This is a genomic window from Ekhidna sp., from assembly GCF_040220215.1.
Taxonomy (GTDB): Bacteria; Bacteroidota; Bacteroidia; order Cytophagales; family Cyclobacteriaceae; genus Ekhidna.
Map to the genome: position 1 here is coordinate 453,721 of NZ_JAVJTR010000011.1, position 13,273 is coordinate 466,993.

Below are 13,273 nucleotides of genomic sequence, written 5' to 3' on the forward strand. Positions count from 1 at the left end.
TCATGCTTATGAAAAAGTTTTTCTTTTCATTGATTGTGTGTCTTTTGGCATTGACGCAAGTCCATGCCCAAAGAACGGTATCCGGTAAAGTCACCGACGATTTAGGTGAGGGTTTACCCGGAGTGAATGTGGTGTTAAAAGGCACCACTACTGGGACTACAACAGATATTGACGGGAACTATCGTCTTCAGGTTAATGATGGCAGTGTTCTTGTTTTCTCATTTGTTGGATTTGAGGCCCAGGAGATTAATACAGGCACCCGATCAGTGATAGATGTCACAATGGGTGGTGCGACTGAATTGCAGGAAGTTGTCGTAGTTGCTTATGGTGAACAAACCAGGCAATCGATTACAGGTTCCGTTGATGTAATCGGAGAAAAAGACCTAAACAACGTACAATCCGGGGATGCAATTCAAGGATTGGTTGGTCGGGTCGCAGGTGTTCAAATCATCAATGATAATGGTCAGCCAGGTGCTTCACCTACGGTAAGATTCAGAGGAATTGGCTCAATTGGTTCATCTAGTGCGCCACTGTATGTAGTTGATGGTGTGCCCTTCTATGGCAATATTAACTCCCTGGCCGCTCAAGACATTGAGTCAATATCCTTCTTGAAGGATGCTTCTGCAAATGCATTATACGGAAGTAGGGGTGCAAATGGAGTTATAATCATTACAACCAAAAAAGGTGGTAATAAAGGCCTTGAAGTAACATTCAATGCTAAGTACGGGGTAAATGATAGAGCTGTAAAAGAATACGATATCATTACTGATCCGGGTCAATACTATGAAATGTGGTTTGATAGAGTCCGTATTGGTAGAATGAATCTTCTGGGGGAGGATAATGCGACAGCAAGTGCTGCTGCTGCCTCAGGTTTAATCACAGGTGGAGACGCTCCGCTTGGGTACAATATATACGGTGCACCGGATAATGCTATCATTGATCCTTCAACAGGAAGATTAGCTTCCGGATTAAATCAGGTAATGACACTTGACAACTGGGAAAATGAATTATTTAATAGAAGTGCTCGACAAGAGTATCACCTTGGGATTAGATCTTCAGGAGATAATTCATCAACCTATTTCTCTTTAGGCTATCTGGATGATGAAGGGTATGCTATAAATTCTGGATTTTCCAGAATTAGTTCCAGACTGTCTGTTGACTATAATGCTACTGATTGGCTGGATTTCGGAGGAGCATTTAATTATGCTTACACTGATCAGGATGCGCCGCTAGCTACAGTTGGTTCAAACACTTATAGCAACACCTTTAGCTGGGTTAGAAATGTAGCTCCTATATATCCAATCTATGCCCATGATCAGACAACAAAAGAGCTTGTTTTTGATGCGAATGGAAATAGAATCTACGATTTTGGTGAAGCTGACAATGGTTACTATGGAACCAGACCTTATGGTGCTTTTAATAACCCAGTAGCTACTGGACTAGCTGATGTTGACAATTTTATTACTCATAATATCACTTCAAGGTTTTATGCAAGAGGCAGATTCCTAAATGATTTCCAGCTTGAATTAAGAGGGTCTGGTGATATTGTTTCTGGAGAGTTTACAACGTTTGCCACTCCAATTGGTGGGGATGCAAAAAATGCAAACGGACGATTGACTCAAGGAAGAAACAATACAGCTACTTTAAGTAGCCAGCAGTTGTTAACCTGGGATAAGGACTTCAATGAGCATACAATAAAAGTACTTCTAGGTCACGAAACCTCTGACTACAAGTTTACTTATACAAGTGCTCAAAGAACTGAGGTTGCCATTGGTACGCTACCTGTGTTAGATAATTCTGCCAATTTTCAGGCTCTTAGAGGTTTTGAGAAGAACTATGCAGTAGAAGGATATTTTGCTAGTGCAAATTACTCGTATAGAAACAGGTATTTTGTAAATGCGAATATTAGAAGAGATGGATCATCTGTATTTCATCCGGATAACCGATGGGGTACATTTTATGGTGCTGGCGTAGGATGGATAATTAGTGAGGAGTCATTTCTTTCAGGTATTGATCTCATTAATAACCTGAAACTAAAAGCGAGTATGGGACAAAATGGTAATGACGCAGTACTCTATCCATTTAATAGAACAATCGTAGGAGATGCTGATAACAGAAACTACTTCCCGTACTTAAATCAGAATCAAGTTGTTAATGTAAGCGGGTCACCGGGAATCCAGTTTTATACTCTTGGAAACCCAGACCTACAATGGGAAACAAACACCAACATCAACGCTGGTTTTGAATTGGATATGATGGACAATAGAGTGTCCTTTGGATTTGACTACTGGATTAGAAAAGTGGATGAAATGATATTTGATAATCCACTACCTATATCAGAAGGTAGACCATCTATACCTCAGAATATCGGATCTATGGAAAATAAAGGATTTGATTTCTCGATCAGAGCTGATGTCATCAGAACCACTGATTTGACAGTAACCCTAGATTTCAATGGATCAATGTGGAAGAATGAGTTAACAGAACTTCCAGATGAAGCTATAGATGATCCGAATGCTACTCGATTCAGATGGGAAGTGGGGAGATCTAGGTACGAGTATTTCATGCGCAGATATGCAGGAGTGGATGAAACTAACGGAGATGCATTGTGGTATGTAGACATTACTGATCCTGTAACAGGAGATCCCACTGGGGAAATCGAAACAACCAATGTTTGGAATGATGCAACCGAATACTATATCGGCAAAACTGCCATTCCTGATATCAATGGAGGATTTGGATTAACTGCTACCTACAAAGGATTTGATTTGAATGTTTCATTTGCTTATCAAATGGGTGGATATGGTTATGATGGACTTTATCAAGGATTGATGGGTTCTGCCGGTGACATAGGTCAAAACTATCACAAAGATGTTTTCAACTCCTGGACTCCAGAAAACACTTCAGCCTCTATTCCTAGATTAGATGTATTTGATGATGATCAGGACAATTTCTCTGATTACTGGCTAGTAAGTTCAGATTACCTGAGTTTGCAGAACGTTACACTTGGTTATACCATGCCAGAAGCAATAGCAAATAAAGCTTCACTTACAAATACCAGACTATTTGTAACAGCAAACAACGTAGCACTTTGGTCTAAAAGACAAGGGTTCGATCCAAGACTTAGCTTAACAGGCAATGGCTTGAATGAGTACTCTGTTGTGAGAGCAGTGAGTTTTGGGCTTACAACAAGGTTGAAATAAAGTTTAAGTAAACAACTTTTAGTTGTTTGTCAGAATTTAAAATATAAAAACATGAAAAATTTAAAGTCAAGTATTTTATTAACAATGGCTTTGGTTTTGATTTCCGGATGTAAAGAAGACTTCCTGGAAACAACACCAGCTGAGATAGTTAGTGATGATCAGGTGGCTTCAAGTCCTGCCGCTGCACAAGGTCTGGTGAATGGCATTTACGCTTCACTGAGAACTTTTGGTATAGGTGGCACAACCGGACACACTGATTATGGACACATGTCTGCAAAGATTGGATCCGACATGATGGCCCATGATATTACCATGCCCTTTTTACATTGGTATGGATTTTACCACAATTTGACAGGTCGGCTCCAGACTTCTTCAAGAACTCTGCTAACATGGACTACCTATTACAGTCAAATTGCGCAATGCAATCTTTTGATAAACGCAACAGATCCAACGGCGGCCTCTGAAGAAAGTCTTCATATTCTTGGTCAGGCTCATGCCCTAAAAGGAATGATGTTATTGAGACTTGTTCAAATGTATAGCTCTCCTTACAGCCAAGATCCGTCAGCTTTAGGTATACCTCTGCCAGACGGTCAGGATTTTCTTGGTAAGCCAAGGGCTACCGTACAGGACGCATATGATCAAATTGTATCTGATCTTACTGCTGCTGTAGGGTATTTAAATGGTTTTACCAGAACTTCAAAACAAGAAGTTGATTTAAGCGTTGCAAATGGCTTCTTGGCACGTGCATACCTGGATATGGAGAATTGGGGAGGTGCAAGAGATGCGGCTCTGGCTGCTAGAACTGGATATAGTTTAGCTGCTTATGACGGGTTCTCAAGTCTTGCGAATACTGAAGTAATGTGGGGTGCTGATATAGACGCAGAATCTTCCACCGTATTTGCTTCATTCTTCTCTCACTTTGGAAATACCACTCCGGGTTATACTGGGGCTCTAGGTGTCTACAAAGGGATTGACAGAAGTCTTTATGATGCTATACCTGCTACAGATACCAGAAGAAATGCATTTGTAGACCCAGTGACCGGTGATCCTACCGGAAACGGTCTTCCTGCGTATGCTAACATCAAGTTTATAGATGATACCTTTTTTGAAGGCGATTATGTATATATGAGAGCATCTGAAATGTATTTGATAGAGGCAGAAGCCAGAGCTATGCTTGGTGATGCAACAGCTGCCAACGTTTTATTTGAATTGGTTAGCTTCAGAGATCCCGGATATACATTGTCAACAAACACAGGGAACACCCTTCGAGAAGAGATTTACCTTCAGAGAAGAATTGAATTGTGGGGTGAAGGTGTTTCTTATAATGACTTGAAGAGGCTGAACAAGCCAATGGATAGAACATATTCGGGAAATAATCATGCTGCATTTGCGCTTCTTAGCTACACAGCTAATGGAACAGCATCTAAATGGCAAATCCCTGAGGCAGAGATTCTAGCCAATGACCAAATTCCGGCTACTGATCAAAATGCTAAAAATGATCTTAAGCAATTTGATTTAGCGGAACAATAGTTACTCATATACTTATATATTTTGAAGCAAAAGCTATCGTTTTGATAGCTTTTGCTCTTTATGAAACAAATGAAAAGAAATTTACAACATCTACTGAAGGGCAGTTTGTTATTAATATTAGCAGGCTGTGCTCCAACAAAAAGAACTGAAACCATCCAATCAGACTGCCTGAAAAATTTTGCCGGAGATCATTATTTATGTTCTAACGTGGATGGCAACAACAACTTGGTTGTGACCATTTTTAATAAAAATAAAGAAGAAATTTATAGAAGAAATACTGGCGCCATTGGATCTGCGAAGTGGGAAAATGACAGCATGGTAAAAGTGACACTTTTACCAGCAAATCCAAGGGTAAATCAAAACAAGATGAGTTATCTCATTGACATCAAGACTGGTAAACTCATTCCATTAAATCAAGAAAATCGTGAAAAAGAATAAATCAGTAATAGCTCTTGTGACTATAGGAGTCCTGTTATCAATTACAATTATATCCAAACTGGAGATAAACCTTGAACCTACTATTGATCAGACTGAATCAGATATTGATGTAGCAAACTATCTCTTCAGAATGATTAGAACTAAGACTGGAAATGAAGAAATAAGTATCAATCCAAATGAAAAAGTACTGCAATATTATTTATCACATTCGCAAGCTAGATCAACAAATGAAGAAATCGAATGGATTGAACGAGGGCCGGCAAATGTTGGGGGAAGGATGCGTTCGATCATAGTTGATAAGAATGATGACAGCAACTCAACATGGATTGCAGGTTCTGCTTCAGGAGGAATATGGAAAACGACTGATGCTGGAAATTCGTGGACAGAGGTTTCTACCGGCCTTCCTAATCTTTCTGTCGTGACCATTGCTCAATCAGAATCAAATCCAGCTGTATTATATGCAGGTTCTGGAGAGGGCGCACTTGGAGGCGGACTAGCTGATGGATATGGAATATTTAAGAGCACAGATGGAGGAAATACATGGACTCTACTTGAATCTACATCAATAACACAATCCGACGATTTTGTCAATTCAAATCGAGTGATAGTAAATCCTTTTAATGAAAATGATGTATTAGCTGCTACTTCCAATGGAGTTGATGGTTCGCTAGCATCTAGCCTAATGCGCTCGCTTGATGGAGGAGTTTCATGGGAAAAAATATGGGAACCTGACTCCAGAATTCTTCAGGTTATTCCACATCCTCATTCATTTGATACAATTTATGCATCCGTTTTATTCCGAGGAGTCGCTGTATCTACAGATGGAGGCGAAACATTTTCTTATTCCAATTTAGATGATATTGTCAACTCTTCAGGAGGTGTGGCAGGAAGAACAGAGCTTGCAATATCACCTACTAGCCCGAACATAATGTATGCCTCAGTAGGCTATGTGAATCGAACCGGGTCCGGACTCTATCGTTCTGAAAATGATGGTTTCACATGGACATTAGTTTCAGACCCCAATCAACCTGGCGATCTGGATTATTTGCTTCAAGGTGAATACGATAATTGCATTACAGTGAATCCATTCAATCCAAATGAAGTTTTCTGGGGTGGTGTATCGCTTTACAAAGCAAGTGTTGGGGAAAACATTGTGGAGGGAAATCCCACGTATCTCGGAACAGAGGAGAATGGCACAAGTGACTTCCTATCATTTATCAATTTCAATAACGGAACACACTTTCAAAACAGACTTGCTATTAAAAACGTGAGTAATACTCCTTCACTTGAGATACGATTTGGCCCTGGGAAATCTCAACTTGCGCACCGATTTCAAGTCCCTGTAGGTGGAAATGCAGGTGTTCCTGCCAATAACTACTCTTACATCGACTATGTAGAGGTTCCTTTTGAAGTTTGGGATATTGAATCAAACAGGCAGTTAATGGTATCGTTCCGAGATCAGGAGAGAAACAGCGCTTTCAATCTCAACGAAAGAGATCCTGATGATGAAGATTTGGCTGATAATAGAGAATATTTGTACATCCACTCACTGACCTATGACTCCTCTCCCAGTGAGGAAATAGCCGTGAATGGAGGTCAGGAAATTAGTCAGTATCTCTTTTTCTGGCCTACTTTAACTCCAGGAATTACATGGAATCCGGAGAACCTTCCCGAATCAACGTTAAAGATCAAATTCGGACCTCTTGTTTTTAACGAATCAGTTATTAATCAATTAACTGGTATTGTGCATCCGGATCATCACTATTTAACTACTATCATTACTTCAGAAAACAGTTTTAAGCTTTTAAGCGTCAATGATGGAGGTGTAGCAAGCTCCACTAACGCAGGAGCTACCTTCATGGAACATGAAACAGGGCTTAATACAACGCAGTTTTATTCCGCTGTTAAAATGCCTAAGGAGAGTCATTATTTAGGCGGTACCCAGGACAATGATGTTTTAATGTCGGCTGTAGCCAATCCCGGTAAAACAACATCCTATAAAGAGCAACACCCCACTCAGTTGGCAGATGGATTTGAAGTGCTATGGCATAGGAGAAATGAAAACAACATTTTGATTTCTTATCAAAGAAATGTTATTCACAAGTCCACAGATGGAGGGGATTCATACCAGCTAGCAACCAATGGCTTAGATGATAGCGGTTTTAGCAACGCCCAAGCGCCATTTATTACAAGGCTTTCAAATTCCTACTTGTCCCCTAACACCGTTTTTGCGGTAAGCTCATCCGGTATTTGGAAGAGTCCGAATTTTGGAGATTCCTGGGAGTTGAGCACAATAAACACTTCAAACAATAATTCATGGGGTGGTTTTTTAGACGTTGAAGTATCAGATATTGATTCAAAGATTGTATGGGCCGGTGGAGCAATGGATGAGAATAGAAATATTTTTGTTTCTACTGATAGAGGTGACACATTCAAGCCAGTCAGCAAATATGAGATGCCTCTTGGCAACATTACCTCTATAGTGCCGCATCCTACAAATCCGATGGCTGCATTCTTGCTTTTTTCACAATATGAAAGCCCTAAAATCTTAAAGACAACTGACCTGGGGAAGACATGGGAAGATCTCAGCGGGTTTGGAACAAACAACGTAAGCTCCAATGGGTTTCCAGATGTAGCTACTTTCTCATTAATTGTCTTTCCTGATAATGACAAAATTTGGGTAGGAACTGAACTGGGAATCTATGAAACACTGGATGGTGGAAGTTCATGGAACCCGCTCGAATCCAACCTACCAAAGGTGTTGATATTCGACATGAAAGTTTTTGAAGGGGAATTGGTTGTTGCATCTTTTGGCCGTGGTATATGGACAGTCAATCTGGATTTAGAATACCCATACGAACAAATTCTATCAAGCTCAGAAACTGATCGTTCATTGAATATTTATCCAAATCTAGTAACTAATGGGCAAATCCAAATAACCAATATCAGCGATGACGTGAAGTCTTGCTCTATCCACTCTATAAATGGGATGGAGATTAAAAAGATAAAAGTCCATTCAGACTCGATGAAGTTAGACGTAAGCCATTTAATTCCAGGTATTTATATATTCCATTTTGAATCTAAAAGTGGTTCAAGAGCAAGTCGGAAAATAATTGTTAAGTAGCTGAGCTACTTAACAATTTAAAGACTTAAAGTATTTCGACGGACTTGTGTCCAAGAAATACTTAAAGTCTTTAATCAAGTGCGACTGATCATAATACCCACATTGATAGGTCAATTCAGTAAGGCTGACCAGGTCATTTGACTGATAAATTGAAATGAAATGATTGATCTTTTCAATCTTGCAAAATTCCTTTGGCGTTAATCCAATTTCCTTATTGAAGTGCTGTTCAAGTTTCGATTTGCTCACATTAAGTTCAGAGTAAATCTCCTTCACAGAAACAGTTCCATGAGTATCCTTTATATGCTCAATGGAATCTAAAATGGTGCTATTATACTCGTAAAGATCATCCACGCCTTCCAACATTGATTCTAATAAATCACTTGCTTCATACCTGTCAATTATTGAACTGAAGCCCAATAATCTCTTTTGCTGCCTGACGGTGAATCCCAGTTCAAAAACACCATTAGAAATCTCCTTTTTGCTATTGGAAATCTTTCGTGCGTAAATTGGATTAACCTTAATAACCAAACACTGAGTTTTAGGCATCAATGGAATTTCCGCTCCTCTTCTCCGAGGCATCATAAAATAAGATTGCTCCTTTAAAAGTCGTAACGACCGCATGCTACCAATGCATTGAAAACACACCTCATCGCTTATTGGAATGATGATTTCTGCATTGTTATCGGGTACTAGTACGTGATTACCGTACTTTCCATCGCTATCTATGAGGATTATATCCTCGACGATAGCCAATTTTTCTTTTAGTCCTATATTTTGAGTGTACATCTTGGTGATATTTGTTTCAACCAAAACGTATTTAGGACCAGCGTTACCTATTGATTTTCAGGTACATATGTAAATAATCGCGATTCTTTATATAAAGGATCGTGCTTTTTTACATCTTCGGAAAAATAAAGTAGGGTATTTGCTAATTGGCTTGTTTTACTGCCCTGAATTCCGTTGGGGACATGCCTGTATCACTTTTGAACGCATTATAAAAGGATACTTTGTTGGAGAAGCCACACTCATCAGCAATTGCCTCTATGGTGTAGTGATCAAATTTGCCACCTATGAGAAGGTCTTTTGAATATTCTATGCGAAAAGAGTTTATAAACTTGTTGAAGTTCCCACTGCTATGCTTATTGATTGCCCGTGATACTAATCTTTCATTGCAGGAAAGCTCATTAGCTAGGTCAGAAAGTTTCAGACTTTTGTTTAAAAAATATTTCTCCTCATTTATTAAGGTGATCGTCTTATTGTAGACCTCCCTTAGCTGTTCCTCATCCAACTCATCTCTATCAACAACTGCTGTCTTTGGCCTATACTTAGTATACCAAATTAAAGCAATCCCCAGTAAGGTAAGACCTATGGCAATCATTATCCAGTTCACTTTGAATTTCTCCTTTTAAAACAAGTCTTAAAGCTAAACACCCTCATTGGTGAGAAAAATCTTCTTTTTTACAGTTAGCTGGTTTCAGCCATTTTTACAATTATCCATTTGGGGTCTACATTATTCTTGTATTCCTCTTCATACTTAACAGAGGGGTATCAGGTTGTTATCTGACCCCTCTTTTTTTATTATCCCTTTCGTATTTTTTATACACGGTTATATTTCAGTTTAGAATTATTCCAAGATTTCAATTTGAAAATTCTAGGGTTATCTCAATCTTGATAACCATAAACACATTTTTTTCGTTAAAAAATGTACATTTGGTAAACAATCAGCACAAGTCAGTCATGGAAAAGAAAAGAGACAATTGGCTCAATTTTAAGAACATTATTCATTATGCATTTGATGATATGTGGACCAGTCTTTGGCGATTTCTTCTGAAACGGCAGAATAGATTTCACCATCACCATGTCCATCACGATAATGATTAAAACTTAAGAAAATTAGAAATATTCAAGAAGTCGGCTTTTGCCGACTTTTTTTGTTTAAATAATTTCACCCCACGCAACCAATGGCTAACTAGCTGCATCTACCCCATGAAGGTCAAACCAATGCTGCGAATTAATAAGTCACTAACTGAAGAAGAATTGCTTGATGGCTGCCGGAAAGGCAGGGCTTCAGCACAGCGAGGTTTGTATGACCGACTGGCTCCTAAAATGTTAGGAGTATGCCTCAGATACATTAAAGACCGAGAAGAAGCAGAGCATATAATGATCGGAGGCATTGTGAAAGTATTTGAAAAAATGGATCAGTTTAAAAGTGAAGGAAGCTTTGAGGGATGGGTTAGACGCATCATAGTGAATGATTGCCTGATGTATATCCGGAAAAACAGGAATATGTCCCTGGAAACGGATATCGAGACGGCAACTAACCACCCCGATTTAAGTGTGATGGAAGACTCGCTCAACCAGGAAGATCTTTTAAAAATGATCGGGGAACTACCTGTAGGGTACAGGACAGTCTTTAACCTTTACGCAATAGAGGGATATAGTCATGCTGAGATAGCGGAGCAACTGGATATCAGTGAAAATACTTCGAAATCCCAGCTGAGCAGGGCCAGAAAATGGTTGCAAACCAAGCTGGTAGAAATTGAAAAAGAACTAGAAAACAATATTACCAATGGATCAACAAAACATTGATCGGCTATTTAGGGAAAAAATGAACCAACTGGAGGTTACACCTTCTAGTAGTTCATGGTCTCAGGTAGAAAAACAAATTCGACCTAAAAAGACTGCTGCAATTTATTGGGTAGCGGCATCTATATCCCTTGTGCTAATCTCATGGATTGCATGGCCGGAAACTAACAGTCAGGAATTTAATCCAATTGCATCTGAGGTGAATCATCCAATACAGCCAGCCACTGCTGAATTTGTGGTTCCTGTTATAGAGGAGAATGAGGAGTCATATGATAAACCTCAGAAGGTACAGAAAAGAACACCTGCAAAAACACAGTTTGCTTTGAACAAACAAGAGGAAACTAAGAAAGAGACAGAAGAAGAGTTACCAGTAATAGGGTTGGAGCCAAAAACCATGGTAGCTACTGAAGAAGTGGTAGCGCATGAGATTTTCAAAGAGGTAATAGAAGAAGTGAAGAAACCGGAGTTCAGGGCAGTCAGAATTACTTACATCGCTTCCTCTACCAACTCAAATGATAACAATGAAAATATTCAAAAAGCTGATTCCACAACTGCGCTGAAGAAATTCATTGCCTTTGCGGAAAAAATAGACCCGGGAGATATGTTGGCGGACATCAAAACCGCAAAAGACAATCTACTGAATGGTGGATTGAAAAGTAAAAAGGACAGAAACTCATTATAAAAAAAGGACATGGAAACGAAACAGAAAACATATACACGCATCAAGTCAATATTCACTGTCGTGATAGCAGTACTCCTATTGCCAGTCACAGCTCTGTCGAACACAGACCATGGTGACCCGAAGCAGGATACGGTAATTATTGAGCTGAACAATAACAGCAAAATTGTAATAGTTACCAAGAGCCGCGAGGACCTTGCCTCTCTTGAAAACTATGATATCAATCAAATGGTCAAAGACTTAAATGCTCAGCTAACCGACAGTGTTGAGTACATGGAGATCAAGGACGGCAAAGCTTATGTGAATGACGATGGTGAAGTTGAAATGAAAGATTGGAAAATTAATGATGACGAAGTGCGCATTAAACTAGGTGGTGTTGAGGTAGACGTAGACCCTGATAAAATTGACGACTGGGATGAGGATGACTGGGAAGATCGCAAAAAAGTCACATATGAAACTGAAAGATATGACAGAACCACCCATCACTTCAATATAGATATTGGATTAAACAATTGGATAGAAGGTGGTGAATTCCCTGATGCAAATAATGCTCCATATTCAATCAAACCTTTTGGATCATGGTATGTGGGGCTCAACAGTGTGAACAGAACATGGGTAGGTGGCCCTGTTTTCCTAGAATGGGGACTTGGTATCAACTGGTATAACTGGAAGCTGGAGGATGCGGATTATATAATCCAGGAAGGATCCGAAAGAATTGAGTTCAACCCTACTCCTCCTGAAGTAAAAGGTCAAAAAAGTAAACTCACCGCTTCTTACATCAATGCATCGGTAGTACCTATGTTCGATTTCTCCAGAGGAAGAAGAAAGATTACGAGTATCGAATCCGGGGCAGTGAAAATCAAAAAGTATTCAAGAAAAGGGTTTCGATTTGGTGTAGGTGGGTATGCAGGATACCGAATTGGAAGTCATACCAAGTTCAAGTACAAGGATGATGGTGGTAAAGAAAAAGACAAGGAAAGTGATAATTTCTTCCTTGAAAACTTTCGGTATGGACTAAGAGCGCAAGTGGGGTGGAAAGGTGTGGAACTCTTTGCTGCATATGATTTAAATGAAGTATTCTCTTCAAATAGAGGCCCGCTTAATGCTGATGGAAATAGTGCCGCACTTAATGCAATCACATTCGGAATCACTCTATAATCCAGGTCTCCATTAAGAATCATCTTAAAGCACCATTTAAAAAAGTGGTGCTTTTTTTATTTGCTATGCAATTCGTTTCGCTCTTCTTTAGACAAACGCATATCCCGAACGAGTTTATCTTCTGAGGGCCGCAAAAAAGAATATTGAACCAGAACAGCAAAATAAGCAATGACAAACAAGAATGAAGGCTGCACCCACATCGCAAAAGCTGCGATAAACCCGGCAGCAGCTAAAATAAGATACTTATAGATATTCTTTCTTTTAAACTCTTTGAGCTTCTCGTGCAAGCTCATCTCTTCTTCGAACACATACAGAACCCTCTCTCCTTTCCACACATACCAGCAAGCAAATCCAATGACCCAAAAAAGCTGTGCAGCAAGTATGAAAAGCACACTTGAGTAGTCAACCTCCACTTTTTCTAAGCTGGAGTCCCACTCTAAAAAAAGCAAAGCAAACGGTACCAAGGTCAACGCAATCATCCCGTGATATATCTGGTAAATCTGATGATGATAATCCTTCCAGTTGAAGTCTTTATTCTTCATCCAGCAAATGAAT

The 13,273-nt window shown here is 39.4% G+C and carries 10 protein-coding genes; 7 read left to right on the forward strand and 3 right to left on the reverse strand.

The annotated features are described in order from the left end of the window. The first annotated feature begins 8 nt into the window (after positions 1 to 8). The 4 genes from RIC88_RS06475 (at position 9) to RIC88_RS06490 (ending at position 8,295) form a co-directional block, all read left to right on the forward strand. Positions 9 to 3,203 carry a SusC/RagA family TonB-linked outer membrane protein gene (locus tag RIC88_RS06475; RefSeq protein WP_350216697.1) on the forward strand — a complete coding sequence of 1,065 codons (3,195 nt, stop codon included), beginning with the start codon at positions 9 to 11 and terminating at the stop codon, positions 3,201 to 3,203. A 51-nt stretch (positions 3,204 to 3,254) separates the two neighbouring features. Beyond that, the gene (locus RIC88_RS06480; protein ID WP_350216698.1) at positions 3,255 to 4,733 is read left to right on the forward strand and encodes a RagB/SusD family nutrient uptake outer membrane protein; all 1,479 of its coding nucleotides are present in this window, start codon (positions 3,255 to 3,257) and stop codon (positions 4,731 to 4,733) included. A 69-nt stretch (positions 4,734 to 4,802) separates the two neighbouring features. Then, entirely contained in the window at positions 4,803 to 5,171 is a 369-nt protein-coding gene (locus RIC88_RS06485; protein WP_350216699.1) for a hypothetical protein, read from the forward strand. After that, positions 5,158 to 8,295 (forward strand): T9SS type A sorting domain-containing protein, encoded by a 3,138-nt coding sequence (locus tag RIC88_RS06490; protein ID WP_350216700.1) that lies wholly within the window; start codon positions 5,158 to 5,160, stop codon positions 8,293 to 8,295. The genes RIC88_RS06485 and RIC88_RS06490 overlap by 14 nt, the downstream gene beginning before the upstream one ends. A gap of 9 nt (positions 8,296 to 8,304) precedes the next feature. On the opposite strand, the gene RIC88_RS06495 is transcribed toward RIC88_RS06490, so the two are convergent. Both RIC88_RS06495 and RIC88_RS06500 read right to left on the reverse strand, forming a co-directional pair. Continuing rightward, positions 8,305 to 9,081 carry a helix-turn-helix domain-containing protein gene (locus RIC88_RS06495; RefSeq protein WP_350216701.1) on the reverse strand — a complete coding sequence of 259 codons (777 nt, stop codon included), beginning with the start codon at positions 9,079 to 9,081 and terminating at the stop codon, positions 8,305 to 8,307. 142 nt (positions 9,082 to 9,223) lie between these two features. Beyond that, positions 9,224 to 9,685 carry a helix-turn-helix domain-containing protein gene (locus RIC88_RS06500; RefSeq protein ID WP_350216702.1) on the reverse strand — a complete coding sequence of 154 codons (462 nt, stop codon included), beginning with the start codon at positions 9,683 to 9,685 and terminating at the stop codon, positions 9,224 to 9,226. A 611-nt stretch (positions 9,686 to 10,296) separates the two neighbouring features. On the opposite strand from RIC88_RS06500, the gene RIC88_RS06505 reads away from it, so the two are divergent. The 3 genes from RIC88_RS06505 to RIC88_RS06515 are packed head-to-tail and all read left to right on the forward strand — an operon-like array spanning position 10,297 to position 12,718. Further along, complete coding sequence (locus tag RIC88_RS06505) at positions 10,297 to 10,884, forward strand: RNA polymerase sigma factor (RefSeq protein WP_350216703.1); 588 nt, start codon at positions 10,297 to 10,299, stop codon at positions 10,882 to 10,884. Then, complete coding sequence (locus tag RIC88_RS06510) at positions 10,865 to 11,563, forward strand: hypothetical protein (RefSeq protein WP_350216704.1); 699 nt, start codon at positions 10,865 to 10,867, stop codon at positions 11,561 to 11,563. The genes RIC88_RS06505 and RIC88_RS06510 overlap by 20 nt, the downstream gene beginning before the upstream one ends. 9 nt (positions 11,564 to 11,572) lie before the next feature. Next, complete coding sequence (locus tag RIC88_RS06515) at positions 11,573 to 12,718, forward strand: hypothetical protein (RefSeq protein WP_350216705.1); 1,146 nt, start codon at positions 11,573 to 11,575, stop codon at positions 12,716 to 12,718. Between the two features lie 56 nt (positions 12,719 to 12,774). Here RIC88_RS06515 and RIC88_RS06520 read toward each other — a convergent pair whose 3' ends face one another. Further along, positions 12,775 to 13,260 (reverse strand): hypothetical protein, encoded by a 486-nt coding sequence (locus tag RIC88_RS06520; protein ID WP_350216706.1) that lies wholly within the window; start codon positions 13,258 to 13,260, stop codon positions 12,775 to 12,777. Positions 13,261 to 13,273: the final 13 nt, after the last annotated feature.

Bases quoted from the DNA above. Each gene is read 5' to 3' on its own strand.
- RIC88_RS06495 (WP_350216701.1), bottom strand. From the start codon at position 9,081: ATGTACACTCAAAATATAGGACTAAAAGAAAAATTGGCTATCGTCGAG.
- RIC88_RS06480 (WP_350216698.1), top strand. From the start codon at position 3,255: ATGAAAAATTTAAAGTCAAGTATTTTATTAACAATGGCTTTGGTTTTG.
- RIC88_RS06520 (WP_350216706.1), bottom strand. From the start codon at position 13,260: ATGAAGAATAAAGACTTCAACTGGAAGGATTATCATCATCAGATTTAC.
- RIC88_RS06475 (WP_350216697.1), top strand. From the start codon at position 9: ATGAAAAAGTTTTTCTTTTCATTGATTGTGTGTCTTTTGGCATTGACG.
- RIC88_RS06485 (WP_350216699.1), top strand. From the start codon at position 4,803: ATGAAAAGAAATTTACAACATCTACTGAAGGGCAGTTTGTTATTAATA.
- RIC88_RS06505 (WP_350216703.1), top strand. From the start codon at position 10,297: ATGCTGCGAATTAATAAGTCACTAACTGAAGAAGAATTGCTTGATGGC.
- RIC88_RS06515 (WP_350216705.1), top strand. From the start codon at position 11,573: ATGGAAACGAAACAGAAAACATATACACGCATCAAGTCAATATTCACT.
- RIC88_RS06510 (WP_350216704.1), top strand. From the start codon at position 10,865: ATGGATCAACAAAACATTGATCGGCTATTTAGGGAAAAAATGAACCAA.